The sequence below is a fragment of the Clostridium oceanicum genome, from assembly GCF_039521385.1.
In the GTDB taxonomy this organism is placed as follows: Bacteria; Bacillota; Clostridia; order Clostridiales; family Clostridiaceae; genus Clostridium_F; species Clostridium_F oceanicum.
On sequence record NZ_BAAACG010000019.1, the window covers coordinates 98141 to 117355 of the forward strand.

The 19215-nt window shown below is 26.0% G+C and carries 19 protein-coding genes; 1 reads left to right on the forward strand and 18 read right to left on the reverse strand.

What is annotated here, in order from left to right; all coding sequences use genetic code 11:
* Positions 1 to 178: 178 nt before the first annotated feature.
* The 9 genes from ABDZ71_RS16995 to cls all read right to left on the reverse strand — a co-directional run bounded on the left by ABDZ71_RS16995 (position 179) and on the right by cls (position 10842).
* Complete coding sequence (locus ABDZ71_RS16995) at positions 179 to 1135, reverse strand: L-lactate dehydrogenase (protein ID WP_343763558.1); 957 nt, start codon at positions 1133 to 1135, stop codon at positions 179 to 181.
* A gap of 683 nt (positions 1136 to 1818) precedes the next feature.
* Positions 1819 to 2187, reverse strand: coding sequence for a DUF8042 domain-containing protein (locus ABDZ71_RS17000; RefSeq protein WP_343763560.1), 369 nt, complete (start codon positions 2185 to 2187; stop codon positions 1819 to 1821).
* Positions 2188 to 2289: 102 nt separating this feature from the next.
* A complete protein-coding gene (gene argH, locus ABDZ71_RS17005) occupies positions 2290 to 3615 on the reverse strand; it encodes an argininosuccinate lyase (RefSeq protein WP_343763563.1) in 1326 nt (441 codons plus the stop codon).
* Positions 3616 to 3774: 159 nt separating this feature from the next.
* Positions 3775 to 5313, reverse strand: a complete 1539-nt coding sequence (locus ABDZ71_RS17010; protein ID WP_343763565.1) for a Na+/H+ antiporter NhaC family protein — start codon at positions 5311 to 5313, stop codon at positions 3775 to 3777.
* A gap of 382 nt (positions 5314 to 5695) precedes the next feature.
* The gene (locus ABDZ71_RS17015; protein WP_343764564.1) at positions 5696 to 6892 is read right to left on the reverse strand and encodes an argininosuccinate synthase; all 1197 of its coding nucleotides are present in this window, start codon (positions 6890 to 6892) and stop codon (positions 5696 to 5698) included.
* Between the two features lie 324 nt (positions 6893 to 7216).
* Complete coding sequence (locus ABDZ71_RS17020; protein ID WP_343763567.1) at positions 7217 to 8011, reverse strand: ABC transporter substrate-binding protein; 795 nt, start codon at positions 8009 to 8011, stop codon at positions 7217 to 7219.
* Between the two features lie 322 nt (positions 8012 to 8333).
* Positions 8334 to 8675, reverse strand: coding sequence for a hypothetical protein (locus tag ABDZ71_RS17025; protein WP_343763569.1), 342 nt, complete (start codon positions 8673 to 8675; stop codon positions 8334 to 8336).
* Between the two features lie 162 nt (positions 8676 to 8837).
* Positions 8838 to 9182 (reverse strand): hypothetical protein, encoded by a 345-nt coding sequence (locus ABDZ71_RS17030; RefSeq protein WP_343763571.1) that lies wholly within the window; start codon positions 9180 to 9182, stop codon positions 8838 to 8840.
* A 235-nt stretch (positions 9183 to 9417) separates the two neighbouring features.
* A complete protein-coding gene (gene cls / locus ABDZ71_RS17035; protein WP_425544736.1) occupies positions 9418 to 10842 on the reverse strand; it encodes a cardiolipin synthase in 1425 nt (474 codons plus the stop codon).
* A 602-nt stretch (positions 10843 to 11444) separates the two neighbouring features.
* On the opposite strand from cls, the gene ABDZ71_RS17040 reads away from it, so the two are divergent.
* Entirely contained in the window at positions 11445 to 12308 is an 864-nt protein-coding gene (locus ABDZ71_RS17040) for an FUSC family protein (protein WP_343763575.1), read from the forward strand.
* 39 nt (positions 12309 to 12347) lie between these two features.
* Here the strand turns inward: ABDZ71_RS17040 and ABDZ71_RS17045 are convergent, their stop codons facing one another.
* The 9 genes from ABDZ71_RS17045 to ABDZ71_RS17085 all read right to left on the reverse strand — a co-directional run bounded on the left by ABDZ71_RS17045 (position 12348) and on the right by ABDZ71_RS17085 (position 19189).
* Positions 12348 to 12536 carry a hypothetical protein gene (locus ABDZ71_RS17045; protein WP_343763576.1) on the reverse strand — a complete coding sequence of 63 codons (189 nt, stop codon included), beginning with the start codon at positions 12534 to 12536 and terminating at the stop codon, positions 12348 to 12350.
* A gap of 312 nt (positions 12537 to 12848) precedes the next feature.
* Positions 12849 to 13298, reverse strand: a complete 450-nt coding sequence (locus ABDZ71_RS17050) for a hypothetical protein (protein ID WP_343763579.1) — start codon at positions 13296 to 13298, stop codon at positions 12849 to 12851.
* On the reverse strand, positions 13291 to 13758 hold the full coding sequence (locus ABDZ71_RS17055) for a DUF3990 domain-containing protein (protein ID WP_343763580.1): 468 nt from the start codon (positions 13756 to 13758) through the stop codon (positions 13291 to 13293). Before ABDZ71_RS17055 ends, ABDZ71_RS17050 begins: the two co-directional genes overlap by 8 nt.
* Positions 13759 to 13784: 26 nt before the next feature.
* Positions 13785 to 13988: a hypothetical protein gene (locus ABDZ71_RS17060; RefSeq protein WP_343763582.1), complete on the reverse strand. Its 204-nt coding sequence runs from the start codon at positions 13986 to 13988 to the stop codon at positions 13785 to 13787.
* A gap of 245 nt (positions 13989 to 14233) precedes the next feature.
* Positions 14234 to 15031, reverse strand: coding sequence for an SGNH/GDSL hydrolase family protein (locus ABDZ71_RS17065; RefSeq protein WP_343763584.1), 798 nt, complete (start codon positions 15029 to 15031; stop codon positions 14234 to 14236).
* A gap of 93 nt (positions 15032 to 15124) precedes the next feature.
* Positions 15125 to 15598 (reverse strand): VanZ family protein, encoded by a 474-nt coding sequence (locus ABDZ71_RS17070; RefSeq protein ID WP_343763586.1) that lies wholly within the window; start codon positions 15596 to 15598, stop codon positions 15125 to 15127.
* Positions 15599 to 16022: 424 nt separating this feature from the next.
* Complete coding sequence (galU, locus tag ABDZ71_RS17075) at positions 16023 to 16952, reverse strand: UTP--glucose-1-phosphate uridylyltransferase GalU (RefSeq protein ID WP_343763588.1); 930 nt, start codon at positions 16950 to 16952, stop codon at positions 16023 to 16025.
* Between the two features lie 58 nt (positions 16953 to 17010).
* Complete coding sequence (galE, locus tag ABDZ71_RS17080; protein WP_343763590.1) at positions 17011 to 17997, reverse strand: UDP-glucose 4-epimerase GalE; 987 nt, start codon at positions 17995 to 17997, stop codon at positions 17011 to 17013.
* A 142-nt stretch (positions 17998 to 18139) separates the two neighbouring features.
* Positions 18140 to 19189: a DUF1015 family protein gene (locus ABDZ71_RS17085; protein WP_343763592.1), complete on the reverse strand. Its 1050-nt coding sequence runs from the start codon at positions 19187 to 19189 to the stop codon at positions 18140 to 18142.
* Positions 19190 to 19215: the final 26 nt, after the last annotated feature.

Consider the following 19215-nt stretch of genomic DNA (forward strand, 5'->3'; position numbering starts at 1 on the left):
ATAGCAAAATTATTAGAAGAACCTAAGTCATTGTATTTCACAAAATATTCGTCCCATCTTTGACTTATTATTTATTTTAATATGCCTAATAATAAAAATAGAGAAGGTATATAAGAAACTAAGTTCTTATATACCTTCATATATACTAAATTAAAACTAAAAGGAAATCTAATTTATTTTATTCTATATTTGATTTTTCTATATGTCCTTTTAAAACTTCTGCTGAATCTTTTAATTCTTTCATTTCATTTTTATCTAAAGGAACTTCTAGAACTTTTTCAACACCATGTCTATTTATTATTGTAGGTGTTCCTAAGTAAACATCATTTATACCATATTGTCCTGAAAGTAAACTTGAAACAGTTAATATAGCATTTTCATCACCTAGTATTGCTGATACAATTCTTTTTACTGCTAATCCTACAGCATAGTTTGTATATCCTTTTTTATTTATTATTTCATAAGCTGCTTTTTTTACACTTTCTAAAGTGTTATCTTTAAAGCATTCATCACAACTTTCATTTACACTTTTACAAAATTCGCTTACAGTCATACCTGCTATATTAGTTGAACTCCAAGTTGCAATTTCTGAATCTCCATGTTCTCCCATTATGTAAGTATGAACGTTTCTTGAATCTATATCAAATTTCTTTGATATTAAATATCTAAATCTTGAAGTATCTAGAACAGTACCTGATCCAATTACTCTTTCTTTTGGGAATCCTGATAATTTATATGTTATGTAAGTTAGTACATCTACAGGATTTGAAACAACTAAAAGTATAGATTCTGGGCTGTATTTAACTACTTCTGGAATTATAGATTTAAAAATATTTAAATTTTTGTTTATAAGATCAAGTCTAGTTTCTCCTGGTTTTTGACCTGCTCCTGCAGTAATTATAACTATATCTGAATCTTTTGTATCTTTATAATCTCCTGCCATTACATTTATTGGTTTTACAAAAGAAGTTCCATGAGCTAAATCCATAGCTTCACCTTCTGCTTTTGTTTTGTTTATATCAACTATTACTAAATCTGAAACTAATTCAGTTTGCATAAGTGCGTAAGCTGTTGTAGAACCAACAAAACCCGCTCCAATTACTGATACTTTTGTGCTTTTCTTTCTTATATTCATATTCTATTCCTCCTATATAACTATATAAAATATAATTTACATATATTGCATCAATTATTCTAGCCACAATCTGTTAAATCTTTAACTATTATACCACTAGATTTTTCATTTTTAAAGGCTTTTTTTATATCTTTTGGAAAAAAATATTATATTTTTATGTAAACATTTTAAGTTTAATTAACTTTTTTATATAAAACCTTTACATATTATTGTTAACGTTTTAACTTTTCAGACTAATAAAAATATATACCTTTTTATGAATTTATAGAAAATTTTGTTTAACCATTTTATGTAATTAAATTTAAAATTTCTTTATTCTATAAACAAATTTCCTATCCTTTTAATAACAAAAAAGTTAGAGATACCCTCTAACTTTTTATTAATTTCATATAAAGCATATTCAAATACAAAAACATATATTGGAAACAAAACTATTTACTTATCTAAAAAATATTAATTAAACTAAATACTTTTACCATAAGGATTATTAAAAAAAATTTATAATTTCCTTAATAATAAATAAAAGCTATCAAATTAAGAATTTTTTCTTAACCAACAGCCCTTTCCAACTAATTATATTAACTTATTTAAATATATAATCTACTATCACATTTAATATTATTATTTTAAAATCAACCATATAACAATCTATATGAAGTAATAACCTATATAAACTTTTCACTTTAACAATAAGTATATTTTTTAAGCTTACAGTCTAATTTTTCTTTCCACAAATCATAAGTAGGAACTACTTTTTTATCAATAGTTTTGCAAACAGCATTAACATCTCCTGCTTCTATTTTATCTTCAAGAGATATTAAATTTTTTAATAATTTTTCCATATTATTTTTTAGTTCAACATCCTTTATTTCTAAAAACACAGGATTTAAAGCTTTATATATAGTCTTAGTAGCTAATATGGTGTCTTTTATCATATCATCTACCTCTTCATATTCTTTTAATACAATTCTTTCTTTTATATACTCTAATCCATCATTTAAACTATCTGAAAGAACCATAGTTTTTTTTATAACATCTATATAATCATTCATATAAAATTCTCCTTAAAAAAATAAATTCTATGACATCAATTTACATTAATCACATAGAATTTATTTTAACACATTATAAAAGATAGTTAAACCTAGCTATAACTAATTATTGTAGCCTATCTCACTTTTTATACCTTTATTTATAGAATTCTTATAATCTATAAATTCATATATATCATCATTAAACAAATCACTAAATTTCTTTAAGTCTTCTAATGATAAATCTTCTATAGCAGATTGTTTTTCTTCACAATATATAACTATTTCACCTATAACTTTATGAGCATCTCTAAAAGCCATACCTTTATTAACTAAATAATCTGCAGCTTCTGTAGCATTTAAAAATCCTCTTTTTACTGATTTCATTAAATTATCTTTGTTTACTTTTAAAGTAGATATTATACCACCCATAACTTTAATACAACTTAAAACAGTATCTGCAGCATCAAAGAAGGGTTCTTTATCCTCTTGCATATCTTTATTATAAGCAAGTGGAATACCTTTCATAGTAGTTAGTATACCCATTAAATCTCCATAAACTCTTCCTGTTTTACCTCTTATAAGTTCTGCACCATCTGGATTTTTCTTTTGAGGCATTATACTACTACCTGTAGCATAAGCATCTCCCATTTCTATAAATTTAAATTCACTACTGCTCCAAAGTATAAGTTCCTCAGATAATCTACTTAAATGCATCATGATTATAGAAAAAGAACTTATAAGTTCTATGATATAATCTCTATCACTAACACCATCTAAAAAGTTATCTACAGGCTTTTCAAAACCTAGTTTTGAAGTAGTAAATTCTCTATCTAAATCATATGTTGTACCAGCTAAAGCTCCACATCCAAGTGGATTTTCATTCATTATATCTATAGCATTTTCTATTCTTTTTTTATCTCTTTTAAACATACTATAATAAGCTCTTAAATGATATCTAAAAGTAACTACTTGAGCTCTTTGAAGATGAGTATATCCTGGCATAATATAATTGTTTTCATCTCCAACTTTTATTAAAAAGTTTAAAAGTTTATTTAATTCATCTTTTACCTTTATAGCTTTATCCTTAGAGAAAAGCCTCATATCTACAGCTACTTGATCATTTCTACTTCTTCCTGTGTGAAGTTTTTTGCCTACATCCCCAATTTTCTTTATTAAATTTATTTCTACAAAACTATGAATATCTTCATAGTCTCCCTCTATTTTTAAATCCCCATTTTCTATCTCTTCTAATATTTTTTCTAAACCCATAAGTATCTTATCTTTTTCATTCTCAGATATTATATTTGATTTACAAAGCATTTTTACATGTGCTATGCTGCCTTTAATATCTTCATAATATAGTTTTTTATCAAAACTTAAGGAACTATTAAAATCTTCCATAAGTTTGCTTTCTTCATCTTTAAATCTTCCGCCCCAAAGCTTCATGTTGTCTTCATCTCCTTAAAAGTTCATTATTCATTATTTGTTATCTGTTAATTGTTATCTGTTATTTGTTATCTGTTATCTGTTATCTATTATCTGTTAATTGTTATCTGTTAATTGTTAATTATTAATTATTAATTGTTATCTGTTAATTATTAATTGTTATTTGTTCTTTGTATTAATTGAAGTATTAGGTATTCTACACCCTTTAAATTTCGCCCCAAAATATAGTATTATAATCATTATAATCACCGCTACAAGTAATGTAATAACACTTGGGAAAATCCCCGCAATTATATATGTTATAAAGCTAGCACTTCCGTTTATTATACCATAAGACATTTGAGTTTTTACATGGTCTATATGATCACAGCCTGCCCCTGTAGATGCAAGTATAGTAGTATCCGATATCGGCGAAAGTTGATCCCCAAACAATCCTCCTGATAAAACTGCCGCTATAGTCACATATAATGGTGCATTTAAAGAATTTGCCATTGGTATTGCTAAAGGCATAAGTATTGCAAATGTTCCCCAAGAAGAACCCGTTGCAAAAGATGTACATCCTCCTGCAATAAATATAATGGCAGGTATCAAAAATCCAGGTATATTTCCTTCTGCTATTTGTATCACATAATTGGCTGTACCTAAATTTTTAAGTACTAATCCAAGTGACCATGATAAAACAAGAATTATAGAAACATTCATCATCTTTTTCATTCCACCAATATATATATCAAAAGCTTCACTAAATTTCTTAACTTTATAATAAACCATCATTGCAATCAATGAAATACCAGAAAATAAATATCCTGTACTTAAAGCCACCCTAAATTCAGAACCTGCTATTTTTTTAAAAGGGAATCCCTTTGGAACTAAAAGTACTAATAATGTAGCTAAAAGTATTAATATAGGAAACCATACTAATATAGCTTTACTTTTATTGTAGTTTATTTTATCACTATAATCCTTTTGTCTTAAAGGCTTAGAATCTGGCCAAAATATTTTTCCTGTTTCTTGAGTTCTTTTTTCAGCCTTTGCCATACTGCTAAATTCAAAACCGCTAAAAGCTATTATAGGAACAATTATAAGTGCAAGTATAGAATAAAATTGGAAAGGTACCGCATGTAAAAAAGCAGACCAATCAGATTCTCCTATTTTTAGTGCATCAAATTCCTTTTGTATAAGCCCCATAACATATACTCCCCATCCTATAAATGGAACTAAAACACATACAGGAGAAGCTGTACTATCTATTATAAAAGCTAATTTTTCTCTTGAAATCTTAAGTTTATCAAATATAGGTTCAAATATAGGTCCTATAATTAAAGGAGTACCTAAATCTGAAAAGAATATCAACAAACCTCCAAGCCAAGCTGCTATTTGAGCTTTAACCCTAGTATTTATAAATTTACTAGTTTTTTCTGCAAAAGCTATTGCTCCTCCGGATTTTTCCATAAGGCTTACAAATCCACCTATAAACACTAGTAAAACTAAAACCCCTGCATTATAGCTATCCATAAGTTGAACAAAGAAATAATCTTTTATCATAGTTGTAACTGCAAAGCCTGGTAAATACCCCACAACTACAAAAACTCCAACAAATACAGATATAAATAATGACAATATAACATTTTTTGTTTTTACCGCTATTATTATAGCTATAATAGGCGGCAATAAAGATAATATACCCATATTATTCATAATAAACTTCCCCTCTCATAATCAAATTCATCATTAGTATGTAACTTTGTTTCTATTTAAATTTCCTAATTAAAATTAAGTACTATCTACTACATTTCAATCATACTTATTAGCATCTTTAATCATTCTTAAATTTCATAATTAATCATACGCACTATCTATTGTATTTTAATTACTACTTATTAATCTTTAACTTTCATCTTTTAACAAGCAATTTTTATATTTTAATTCTTACTTATGAGCTTTTTATTTTCTTATTAATTAATCTTTATTAATTTTTATCCGCTAATTCTTATATATTATTTATTACACATATTATATTAATTTTAATTATTATTTTTTAATTGTTATCTATTATTTTTTATCTGTTAATTGTTAATTGTTAATTGCTTTTCTTCATCGCCTTTATAGCACATGGAAGTGAATAAACTTTTATAAATCCACCAGCATCTTTGTGATCATAAAAATCACTATCTCCAAAAGAAGATACACTCTCATCATATAAAGCATTTTCAGTATAAACTCCTGCGTTTATCATGTTTCCTTTATATAATTTTAGTTTAACAGTCCCTGTAACAGTTTTTTGTGTTTTATCTACAAATTCATCTAAAGCCTCTCTTAATGTTGTAAACCATAATCCATCATAAACAATTTCTCCATATTTTTGTGATACGCCCTGTTTATAATGATATGTAACTTTGTCTATTGTTAATCTTTCAAGTTCTTTATGAGCTTTATATAAAATTGTTCCTGCTGGAGTTTCATATACTCCTCTTGATTTCATACCAACTAATCTATTTTCAACTAAATCAGAAACTCCAATTCCATGCTCTCCACCTATTTTATTTAAGGTATCTACAAGTTCAACGGGTTCTAAATCTTTGCCATTAACCTTTTTAGGGATACCTTTATCAAAATATATATCTAAATATTCTGCTTCATCTTTGGCTTTTTCTATAGGGGTTACCATAGAATACATTTCATTTTTGTGTTCATTTTGTGGATCTTCTAAATCTCCACCTTCATGACTTGTATGCCATATATTTTTATCTACAGAATATATTTTTTTCTTAGTAACAGGAACTTCTACTCCTTTTTCTTTTGCATAGTCTATTGCATCTTCTCTAGATTTTATATCCCACATTCTCCAAGGAGCAATAATTTCTATACTTGGATCTATAGCTTTTATTCCAACTTCAAAACGAACTTGATCATTCCCTTTTCCTGTACATCCGTGACATATGTATTTAGCTTGTTCCTTATGTGCTATATTAACAAGTATCTTAGCCATAAGAGGTCTTGCAAATGCAGTTCCAAGCATATAGTCCCCTTCATATAAGGCTTCTGATTTTATAGCTTTATATAAATATCCAGTTACAAATTCTTTTTTTACATCTTCTACATATATTTTTGTAGCTCCAGAACCTATAGCTTTTTTCTTTACAGCTTCCATGTCATCCCCTTGTCCAACATCTACACATACAGCTATAACTTCTAAATCATAATTTTCTTTAAGCCAAGGAATTATGATTGATGTATCAAGACCTCCTGAATATGCTAATACCACTTTATCTTTCATTATTTTATTTTCCATAATAACTTCCTCCCGTCCAAACTTTACTTTCATCTTTAAATAATTATACATACTTTTTAATAATTATGCAATAGTTTTTTGTATATTTATTAATTTTTATTAATATTTTTCCTTTTTTATGCATATCAAAAGACAGTTTTTCTACAAATATGTTGATATGACTTGATTATAGTCCTATATATGATTGTATATTTTTTAGTATAAAAATGCTTATATTTGTATAATAATAAAACTACCCTAAAAGCATTGCACTTTTAGGGCAGTTTTATGAGTTTTAAATTACCAAATTTCACACCAATCTATATTAAATTATTTTTTATAGATATCAGTTCCAAACCATTTTTTAGATATTTCGCTTAATTTTCCTTCATCTTTTAATTCTTTAAAAGCCTTATCTAAGCCTTCTTTTAATTCTTCATTTCCTTTTTTAACACCAATGCCTTGTGGTTCTACTGTTAATTTATCTTTTAATACTTTATATTTTGAAGCATTTTTTTTCATGTAATATCTACCCACTTGTCCATCTACAACTAAAGCATCAGATCTTCCTATAGCAAGATCTTGAAGGGCTTCTGTAACTTTATCATATTTTTTAAGTTCTTTAGTCCCTTCTATTTTTTTAGCTGCTTCTTCTCCAGTACTACCCATTTGACATGCTACTATTTTTCCTTTTAAGTCCTTTGAACTTTTTATTGTATCATTTTCTTTTTTAACAATAACTATTTGTCCACCTTCAATATAAGGACCTACAAATTCCATTTGTTTTTTTCTTTCATCTGTAATACTAACTGCTGAAATCACAGAATCAAACTTTCCAGAATTTAATGCTACAACAATACCATTAAAACTTGTAGGAACAAATTCAGCTTTTACACCTAATTTTTCTGCTAAAGCCTTAGATATATCAACATCAAAACCTACTAATTTATTTTTATCATCTCTAAACTCCATTGGAGGATAATCATCACTTAATCCTATTTTTAAAACTCCTGCCTCTTTAACTTTTTCTAAGCCCTTTGCAGCTGAATCTTTTTTAGCTCCGCATCCAACAAAAACTACTAAAGAAAGAATAGCTACTAAAACTAAACTAGTTATCTTCTTCATTTTACCGCTCTCCTCTTTTATGATCTGTTATAATTATATATTAAAATTAATAATTATGCAATATATTTTTAGAAAAACATTTATATTTTTCCATATAATTTTATTATTGAATGCTACAGTTAGCTTATTATCTATGTTTTTAAAAGAAATTCCCTTAGTATTTTGAATTTATATTTTATTCATCATAATATAAATCAATGAATAATTATGTATCTATATGCAAAATTAAAGGTACTATTATAGAATTAATTCTATAATAGTACCTTATATTCAAATAATTAATATAAATTCAATTTTATAATAATAAATAAAAATAATATGATTACCAAACCATTTTATCGAAACCTTCCATCATTATGTAGGTTTCATACATTTCTTTTGCTTCTTCTTCTGATATCTTACCTTGAGTTATCTTTCTATATAATATATATAGCTTACTGCTTAAATCTGGATTAGATATTTTAGTTTCTTTCATTTTGTCATATACTACATCTTCTAATGAAGGTTCCATTTTAATTGCGATCTCATTATTTGCCAAGTCAATTATTTTTTCTACTTTAGATTTAATACCTTTATCTGCACAAACTATCTTAATTTCATTTAACTGAGATAAGATTTTTTCTGCAGATTTTCTATCTATATCTATACACTTTTGATCTTTCATCCTAGAACTACCACCTCTTAGCAATATATTAAACTTATTCTAATTATAACAATTATATCATAATTTAATATATAAGGTATATAAAAATAAATAACTATTAAAATCTATCTATGATTAATTATTTATTCTAATGTACCTAAACTATAGAGATACTTTTATTTATTAATAAATCATTTTATCAAAAGCTTGACTTTTAATATATACATCGTACATTATTCTTGCATCTTCTTCTGAAATCTTTTTATCACTTAGTTTTCTATATAATATATAAAGTTTTGAATTTAATTCTGGATCTTTTAATCTAACTTCTCTCATTTTATTGTATATAATAGTCTCAAAAGGAATTTCATCTTTATTTTCAACTAAGTTTTCTATATATTTTATTAAAATACCTACCTTTTCTTGAAGTAATCTTTCAGAGCTTAACGTTTGAACTTCATTTAGTTCACTTAAAATTTTTTCAAGTAGCCCCTCTTTAACTGAAATCTTTTTATCTTCAATAGCCACTTTTCCACCACCCTACTATTAGGTATATTCAAATAACTAATTAGTCCATTAGTGTATTTTCATATACCTTAATAAAATATAAATAATGTGTAAACCTTGTTATATATAATTATAACATAGAATTTTTTTACAACCACATTATTTAAAATTTAAAATAAATATTCCTTATACTATTTACGAAAAAAGAAAGGAAAACTTTAATATAAATTGAATTAAATTAAATTTTATATTAAAGTTATAAGATGGAGGAAAATATTCTAGCAATCCCTTCAAATACCCTTTTTGCAAAGGATCTATTTGAAAAATCTTTTTCATATACTCTATAACTTCTTCTTAAATCCTCAAAAAATATATTTTCTAATTCTTCTGTAGTTTCTATATCATAAATAACTGCATTAATCTCATAATTTAATTCATAACTTCTTATATCCATATTAGCTGTACCAACAGAAGATATTTCTCCATCAACTGTTATAGTTTTAGCATGAACAAAGGCTTTTTCATCATAAAAATATATTTTAACTCCGTAACTTACAAGCTCTTCTAAATAAGTCTTTGATGCATAATAAACTAAAATATGATCGTATTTACCAGGAAATAATATTCTTACATCTATTCCACTTAAAGCTGCTACTTTAAGTGCATTCATTATACTACCATTAGGCACAAAATAAGGAGTAGTTATGTATATATGATCTTTAGCTAAGTTTATCATTTTAAACATAGCTTGCATTATAGCTGGGAAATCAGAATTAGGTCCACTTTTCACAAGTTGCATAATTTTGCCTTCTGACTCAGGAATTTCAGGAAAATAACTTTGAAAATCTTCCCCATAATAAAAATATTCATGATTAGCTTCTTTTATAGTTGCAAAATCATCCATAAATACAGCTTGAAGACCCATTACAAAATCTCCTTCAACCATTATGTGAGTATCTCTCCAATAACCTAATTTGCTTTTACCTAAATACTCATCCCCTATATTTACTCCTCCTAAAAACCCTACTTTCCCATCTATAATAACTATTTTTCTATGATTTCTATAATTGATTTGAGTATTTATATGCCTTAAAAGAGGAGCTAAAAAATAAGAATATTGAACTACATCTATTCCATTTTCTTTAAGTTCTTTTATGTAACTTTTTTTTATTTTAATACTTCCAACTCTATCTATAATAAATCTAACTTGAACACCTTCATTAGCTTTTTTTATTAAAATATCTTTTATTTCATTTCCTATAACATCACTTTTTACTATATAATACTCTAAATGTATATGGTTCTTAGCCTTTAAAAGTTCTTCTTTAAGCCGTTTAAATTTCTCATTTCCATCTTTAAATATCTCTATATAATTATCATTAAACAAAGGGGATTCGTTATTTTTAGATAAAAGCTCTATAAGAGAATAGTATCTACTATGTTTGATTTTAGGAACCGCTTCATGTATTAACTTTTCAATATCTATATTTGTATTTTCATGAAGTTTATGCTTTTTCCAATTTCTACCTAAAAATATGTATAAAAATATTCCAAGTGGTGGAACCACAATAAAAGTCAAAAGCCAAGCTATGGTTTTTTCTGGTTTTTTTCTTTCTACACCTATTACTATAATTGAAATTATTATATTTATTACAAAAAATATTGATAATGTACTTTTAATAGATACCAATATACACCCATCCTTTTTATTAATAATTAACAATTAACAGATAACAATTAACAGATAACAATTAACAGATAACAAATAATAAATAACAATTAAAAATTAATAAATAATAATTAACAGATGTCAAAAACAATTTAAAAATTAAAAGTTATTAATTATTGTAAGAATTTTATTTTATAAATTCTTAATATACTAATATATTAAAAATTTAATGTATTTCACACTCCGCATACCTCTAATATACCATAGAATTATTATGTTTTCTTTAAATATAATTAAAAATACAGTTATCTTTAATTATAAAAAATATATATATTTATTTTTTCCTTACTAACAAATTATAATACACTTACTAAACATATAATACTATTTTTTATATTATTTTACTAATTCCTATTTTTAAAAATAAAATAGTTAAATAATAACTACATTATATATAGTCAAAAATATATTATTTCTTTAATAACAAGAAGCCATATATAAATATGCTTATATTTTTTCATTTTATATTAGTATTAATGATATTTGCAAGTTGAGCTTCAAAAAGGTTTTATGTATAATAAACTATATAAATATAAGATTAAGTGAGGAAAAATATGAAACGTATAGGAATGAGAAATATTAAAACAGCTATGGCTGTAACTATTTCTGTATTTTTAAGCCAATCTTTTGGTTTAGATTCTCCCTTTTATGCAGCCATAGCTGCAGTAATATCCATGCAAACTTCTGTAACTGGTTCTTACACTGCTGGTAAAAATAGAATGCTTGGAACAATGACAGGAGCTACAGTAGGGCTTTGTATATCATCAATAGAACAAAACAACCCTCTCCTTTGTGGATTAGGTATTATAATAGTAATTTACATATTAAATTCATTGAAATGGAAAAAATCCGTCACTATAGGATGCATTGTATTTATTGGTATAATGGTAAATCTTACAGTAAAAACACCACTTTATTATAGTGTACATAGAGTTTTGGATACCTTTATAGGTATAACCGTAGCTGTAATTATAAATGTTACTATAAGACCGCCTCGTCATGAAGTAAAAGTAAAATCTAATTTAAATTCTATATTAAACGACTTATATAAAAGCTTAGCCAGTAAAATTTATAATCACAATAATATAAATATAAAAAAGTTAAAAAAACAAATAAATAGCTTAGAAGGCAGTTTTAATACATATGTTAAAGAATTCAACACAAAAGGAACTTTGGATTCAACTTCTATAAAAAATATAATAAGTATATTAAATAGCACACTTATACATTTATCTTTTATAAATTCTATACATTCTCAATGTAAATTAAGTAGTGCAAACTATGAAACTATTAAAACTATGTATGATTTTAAAGATAGAGACTACGAATATAAAGAAAATGAACTTAATACTGTTTATAACTATCATGTAAAAAAAGTTCTTCTATATCTAAAAGAACTTAAAAAAATTTCTATTTGAAAATAAAAGTATAAAAAAATAGAGCCATAAGGCTCTATTTTATGATTGATCTAAACTACTTGCTACGCTATCATAAAGATTTTTAACACATCTACCTGCTACAAGGTTTTTGCAGTTTTCACAACTCTTACTATCATGAGTCCCTACATTAGATTGCATTGCTGAAGATTCTGCTTGATATCCTGGACATTCATTTGCAACTTGCATCATTTCAAATTGGTTAGCCATAATAATTCCTCCTTTATTAATTTCACATTTAGTTTTTCCTTAAAGTGAAATTTTATAAGGATAAAGTAAAAAGCAGTCTATATATTTCTTAAAGGTTGTTCACTTCAATTAGAAACTCTAAATTATTTTTTCTTATATATCCTAAAAATATAAACTCGCTTTGCTCAAACATATATTTTTTTAACGTATATATAAGAAAAAATAAATAAGAGTTTCTACATTTCGTTCAAATCGTTCAAATACCTTTTAGTAAATATATAAACTGCATATTTTACATAAATATTGATTTTAAAAAAACTTGTTATTATTCCTCTAATCTAGCATTTCTCCTGCTTTATAACTTCCGTATATAATTTGAGGACTACTTGTATAAAAACCATATAAGTAATTATTAATACACTTGCCTATGTATGAATTATATACTTCTATTAAAGTTTTTGTAGTGTCGTTTCCTATATCCTCTATAAGCCTTGCAAATACAGCTCCAATAGCCCATACACTTGTTAACTCAAAATCATATTCTTCACAGTATTTATCACAATGATAATCTCCATCTTGTATGTTATATCTCTCAACTAATTCATGTGTAACTGCATCTATATTTTCACAGTGTAATACATCCGCATACTCATGTATCCAACTTATTCCTTCTTCACCTAAATAATTTACTATTACTTCTGTTTCATTAAGTGTCTTACGAGCAATATATTCTAACAAACAACAAGTAAAATATAAATTGTCGTCTTTGTTATACTTAACCATTTATATGCCCCCTATACTCTATAGATTTTAAGGCTTTTTCAGTACAAAAACACAATTGATGTGTAGGATAATCAAACTTAGCTAAAGCCCAAAATTGTTCTCTTGTTATATTACCTCCCATGTATGCATTTATAAAATTATATATTTTATCATCAGCCATTGGTCCCTCAATAATATCGTAGTCACACAATTCTCCAGAACGACATTTAACTATAAAATCTAACCATTCTTCACTTGGTTCAGAAAATTTTAACATACTTAAGTTTTCTTTAAATATATATTCTAAATTAAACTCATATTTACTTATAACGCCTGAACCAAAGCCCTTTCTTGCTGCCCATCTCTTAGCTTGTTTTAATATTGTTGTACAGTAAAATCCATATGAAAAGTCCTTTGTAAAACCTTCTTTTAATATTCTTGGAGTTTCTATAGCTTTATTACTACCGTGATATATTTCCATAGTATAAACCTCCGTTATATACTTCTTTAATCATTTTCTCTAAGTTTTTTTACTTCTTCTATTGTTAATCCTGTTTTTTCAGAAATGATTTCATCATTTAAAACATCTAACAAATTTTTAGCAATTTCTATAGCTTTATTTTTTTCTCCTTTTTCTATTCCTATTTCCAAGCCTTCTTTTCTACTCTTTTCGAAAGTTTCTTTTATTGTTTTTGAAATATTAGAAGTCATAATATTAACCTCCTACATTATCTTATTTATATTATACCCAAAACTTAAAGAAGCTGCATTAATTTTATAGGAATAAAAGAAAAGATAGCAACAAACTGGTTACTATCTTAATTATTAATTGTTATCTTTTAATTTAAAATTATTATTTGTTATCTGTTAATTGTTAATTGCTTTTGTTATTTGTTATCTTTTAATTGTTAATTGTTAATTGCTTTTGTTATTTGTTATCTTTTAATTGTTAATTGTTATTTGCTTTTATTATCTTCTATTGATTTAGTTATAGCTTGTTCTAGCTTATCTTTATATATTTTATATCCTGCCTCGTTAGGAATTATACCATCTACAGTAAGCTGCGCTGCTTTAGCTCCTACAAAGTCTTCTCTTAAATCTATTGAGTTTAATTTATATTTTTCTGCTAAATTATTTAGAGAAGTTGGAAAGTTCTTATCAGTTTGAATAGATCCTTCTACAATTATGTATATACTAGCTTTTTCATTGTTTTCTTTTATCTTTTTTATAATAGATTCATAATTTTCTATTATTTTTTCATTTGGTTCATAACCTAAATTAAATTCTCCTGTACATAAAACTACCAAATCATATTTTTTATTTTCTAGGCTATTATAATCTTCTAGTGAAGATGAAACAAAACCCTTATCAGAAGTTTTTGTAGTTTTATCTACCTTAATAGCATAAGTATCTTCTATCCATTTTTTTATGTTACTATCAATTTTATCTTCTTCATTTAAAGAAGAGGCTTTAAGTACCTTATCTCCTAGAAAAAGCATAGATATACCTTGTTTTTTATTTATCTTTTCATAAGGAGATAAATTTGAATTTTTATTTTCAGTATTTTTACTATCATCTTTTTTTTCATCTTTAGTAGCATCAGAAGTATTAGTACTTTCTTTATCTTTAGTGACTGCTACAGTAGAACTAGTAGAAGAATGTTTTTCTTTATCTTTAAGTTTACCTACTACTAAAACCCCTATAAAAATTACAAATAATAAAATTATTATAACCTTTTGGGTATTTTTTCTCATAAAATGCCCCCTCCCCCGCAATTATAAATAAATATATGTTTTCAGAAAAAGTAAATATATTTTATTTAAATACTATAAGTTTAAAAATTTAATTTACCTTGTTATATTACTTTTATGGACTTTTTTCTCTTTTAATGATTTGTATATGTAGATTATTATAAGCCCTATAATTACACCTATAGAATCTACAAAAACATCTCTTATCTTTCCTTCTCTTCCTGGTACAAATAGTTGATGGAATTCATCTGTGCATGCATATAATATTGTAATTACAGCTGACTTTAATTTTTCTTTTTTAAACTTACTCTTTTTAAAAGCATAGTATAAAAGCATAAAAAGTATAAAATACTCTGTTACATGAGCAGTTTTTCTAATTAAAAAATTCAAAAAATTATAATCCATATGCCTTACCACTTCTATCTTTAAACTATTTAAAACATTAACTATAAAATGATTGTTTTTATCAGACTCTCTTCCAATTTGACACGAAAAAGAAAAAATAATTAGCATCCATATTATAGATGGTATGAAATATTTAATCTTTTTAATAAACATATTCTTATTCACTAGTATGTCTCCTTTTTAAGTTAAATCCTTAATGGAAATTTATGAAACTCAAACTTATAACTTGTAAGTTACTAAGTTAACTCCTGCTCCATCTGTCGAAGGAGTAAGCGATTCACTCCAAATATTTGTAACTCAGCTTCATTCTTCATCTGAGTAAGTGACTCACACCAAATTGAAAATTTGGGTTCGCTACTTAATTATATCATAGGATTAAAACAAAGGCATATATTCATAGAAAACTGTTTATTTCAAAATGTAACTCCTTCTCGTTCACTCGAATGAGTAAGTGATTCACTGCAAATCATAGATTTGGGTTCACCTCTTAGGAAACTCAGATTCATTCTTCATCTGAGTAAGTGACTCACACCAAATTATAAATTTGGGTTCGCTACTTAAACTATTTTTAACCATAAATCATTTTATTTTAATTCTTACTTGCAGCAACTTGTTCTTTTGCTATATTTTCTAAATTCTCTTTTTTATTTTTAGATGCAATATCTAAACTTAAAAGATATTCCATAAAAGGCTTTTTAAGGTCTTCACGTTTAAGTGCAAAATCTACCGTAGCTTGTAAATATCCAAGTTTATTTCCAACATCATATCTTCTACCTTCAAAATCATAAGCATACATAGCTTCTTTACTAATTAATATTTTTAAAGCATCTGTTAATTGAATTTCTCCACCTTTACCAGGAGCTGTATTATCCAGAATATCAAAAATTGTTGGAGTTACAATATATCTCCCTAGTATAGCTACGTTTGAAGGAGCATCCTCTATAGCTGGTTTTTCTACTAAATCTTTTACTCTGTATACTCTATCTTCAATATTTAAGCCTTTAACTATGCCATATTTGGAAACATCTTCTTTAGGTATAGTTTGTACACCTAATACAGTTGTGTTATATTCATTAAAACAATTCATAAGTTGTTTTAGGCAAGGAACTTTACTATCTACTACATCATCTCCTAGAAGTATTGCAAATGGCTCTTTGCCTACGAAACTTCTAGCACAACTTATAGCATCTCCTAAACCTTTAGGTTCTTTTTGCCTTATAAAATAAATACTTGCCATATTAGATATATCTTTTACCATTTCAAGCATTTCATTCTTATTTTTTCTTTCTAGATCATTTTCTAATTCTACAGATTTATCAAAATGATCTTCTATTGATCTTTTATTTCTTCCTGTTATAATCAATATCTCTTCTATTCCTGAAGCTATAGCTTCTTCAATTATATATTGGATAGTAGGTTTATCTACTATTGGTAACATTTCTTTTGGCTGAGCTTTTGTAGCAGGTAAAAATCTTGTTCCAAGTCCCGCTGCAGGAATTATGGCTTTTTTTATTTTCATTGATTGTTCCTCCTTATAGTCTTAATATTTCTGTTAAAGTCTCCAACATTAATACATTCTATTTTTTATATCCATTAGGATGACTTTTATGCCAATTCCATGCTGTTTCTATGATTTTTTCTAAAGAATTATACTTAGGTTTCCATCCTAATTCTTTAATAGCTTTTTCCGAAGAAGCTATAAGAGTTGCCGGATCTCCTAACCTTCTTAGAGCTGTTTCTGATTTTATATCTATACCAGTAACCTTTCTTGATACATCTATAACTTCTTTTACTGAAAAACCTTTTCCATTTCCTAAGTTATATGAACAACTACTTCCACCTTTTTTAAGTCTATTTAGTGCACAAAGATGAGCCTCTACTAAATCTGTAACATGTATATAATCTCTTACACAAGTTCCATCTGCTGTAGGATAATCGTCACCAAAAATCATTATTTTTTCTCTTTGACCTAAAGCTACTTGAAGTATAATAGGTATCAAATGACTTTCTGGTCTATGATCTTCACCTATATTAGCATCAGCATGAGCTCCTGCTGCATTAAAATACCTAAGAGCAGTATATTTTATTCCGTATGCTTTATCACACCATTTTAATATTTTTTCTACTGTTAACTTTGTTTCACCATAAGGATTTGTTGGTACCGTTGTATCATCTTCTAAAATAGGTATATTTTCTGGTTCACCATACGTTGCTGCTGTAGAAGAAAATACTATATACTTAACTTTATAATCTTTCATTGCAGTTAACAAACTAATAGTTCCGCCTACATTGTTATTAAAGTATTTTAATGGATTTTCCATACTTTCTCCAACTAAAGAATCTGCTGCAAAATCTATGACCGCTTCAATATTATTTTCAGTAAAAACTTCATCTAATATTTTTCTATCTCTAAGGTCACCTATGTATACTTTATCTGATAAAATAGCATCCTTATGTCCTTTTTGAAGATTGTCTAATATAACAACCTCTTGTCCATTTTCCAAAAGTTTAGATACCATATGACTTCCTATATATCCTGCTCCTCCACATACTAATATCGCCATTGACACATTCTCCTTTACATAATTTTATTTAAATCCCCAAAATATATTAATATAGAATATGATACATATAACTATTAAAATAGCTTTAATTATAAATTAAAGCTTTTATACATCCATCTATTATAAAAGCAACTTTAAATTTTTAGTATCTATACTTTTTAAATATTAAAAACGATGGGAACTTTGGTGAAAACCATGTAGATTTTGGTGGCATTATACATTTATTATTGGCACAATTAGTAAATTCATCTTTACTCGGCGGATATGTTTCAATTAAAACATCGTTTTTATTCAATAAAGATTTATTACTTTTCAATTCACTATCTGATATATATTTAAGTTTTGAAGTATCAAATATACGAAAAGCCTGAGAAATAATTTGTGTATTTAACCTATATATATCATTATTCCAAAATGCATCAGAATTTAACTCTATAAGATTTACTACAAAGCTATCATTATTATACTTTAATCGTATTTTGCCCTTAGATAAAGGTGTTTGAGATGGTAAAACTTTAAACCTATTATTTATAAAACTTTTAGCTTTTTCAAATAACTTTGCATCTATGTTAGGTATAATACGATGAATTGGTAATATATTTAAATATTCAAAGCTAACTAAGCATGATAAAACAGAATTTTTGAAATTAGATAGTGATGTTGTATACAAACGATGATGGCCATCTGCAACATACATTTCATTAACTTGTGCAAATTCTTTTTTTATTTCACTTGCTTCTTTACCATAAATTACATAAATTTCCAAACCATTTATTTTAAAACTATCCTTATATTTTTTCTCCTTTATATAAGTTAAATAATCTATTTTCTTCTCATGAGCTAATAATATTGGTGCAGCTTCACAATTATATCCATGCAAATTACTTAACATTCCTTGAACAGTATCTGGTAAAACTAATTCATGACATTTAATTTTACCCTCATCGTATTCTTTAATAGGAATATCACATATAATTCCATAAGCACTTTTATACTTGAAAATATATATTGCTTCATCAAAATTTTTAATTTGTTGATTATTCAAAAAATTTTTTTCTTCTTGTGTAAGGAAAAGTGTTTTTTCATCTAAATCTATTTTTTTGTTTCTTACATTAACTAAATTTATAAATTCAGAATCATATAAGTTTCCGCTTATATTTATATACGATTTTTTTATTGTATTAATATACATATTATGCTCCTTCTATCTTTAATATA

Bases quoted from the DNA above. Each gene is read 5' to 3' on its own strand.
- ABDZ71_RS16995 (WP_343763558.1), bottom strand. From the start codon at position 1,135: ATGAATATAAGAAAGAAAAGCACAAAAGTATCAGTAATTGGAGCGGGT.
- ABDZ71_RS17000 (WP_343763560.1), bottom strand. From the start codon at position 2,187: ATGAATGATTATATAGATGTTATAAAAAAAACTATGGTTCTTTCAGAT.
- argH (WP_343763563.1), bottom strand. From the start codon at position 3,615: ATGAAGCTTTGGGGCGGAAGATTTAAAGATGAAGAAAGCAAACTTATG.
- ABDZ71_RS17010 (WP_343763565.1), bottom strand. From the start codon at position 5,313: ATGAATAATATGGGTATATTATCTTTATTGCCGCCTATTATAGCTATA.
- ABDZ71_RS17015 (WP_343764564.1), bottom strand. From the start codon at position 6,892: ATGAAAGATAAAGTGGTATTAGCATATTCAGGAGGTCTTGATACATCA.
- ABDZ71_RS17020 (WP_343763567.1), bottom strand. From the start codon at position 8,011: ATGAAGAAGATAACTAGTTTAGTTTTAGTAGCTATTCTTTCTTTAGTA.
- ABDZ71_RS17025 (WP_343763569.1), bottom strand. From the start codon at position 8,675: ATGAAAGATCAAAAGTGTATAGATATAGATAGAAAATCTGCAGAAAAA.
- ABDZ71_RS17040 (WP_343763575.1), top strand. From the start codon at position 11,445: ATGAAACGTATAGGAATGAGAAATATTAAAACAGCTATGGCTGTAACT.
- ABDZ71_RS17045 (WP_343763576.1), bottom strand. From the start codon at position 12,536: ATGGCTAACCAATTTGAAATGATGCAAGTTGCAAATGAATGTCCAGGA.
- ABDZ71_RS17050 (WP_343763579.1), bottom strand. From the start codon at position 13,298: ATGGTTAAGTATAACAAAGACGACAATTTATATTTTACTTGTTGTTTG.
- ABDZ71_RS17055 (WP_343763580.1), bottom strand. From the start codon at position 13,758: ATGGAAATATATCACGGTAGTAATAAAGCTATAGAAACTCCAAGAATA.
- ABDZ71_RS17060 (WP_343763582.1), bottom strand. From the start codon at position 13,988: ATGACTTCTAATATTTCAAAAACAATAAAAGAAACTTTCGAAAAGAGT.
- ABDZ71_RS17065 (WP_343763584.1), bottom strand. From the start codon at position 15,031: ATGAGAAAAAATACCCAAAAGGTTATAATAATTTTATTATTTGTAATT.
- galU (WP_343763588.1), bottom strand. From the start codon at position 16,952: ATGAAAATAAAAAAAGCCATAATTCCTGCAGCGGGACTTGGAACAAGA.
- galE (WP_343763590.1), bottom strand. From the start codon at position 17,997: ATGGCGATATTAGTATGTGGAGGAGCAGGATATATAGGAAGTCATATG.
- ABDZ71_RS17085 (WP_343763592.1), bottom strand. From the start codon at position 19,189: ATGTATATTAATACAATAAAAAAATCGTATATAAATATAAGCGGAAAC.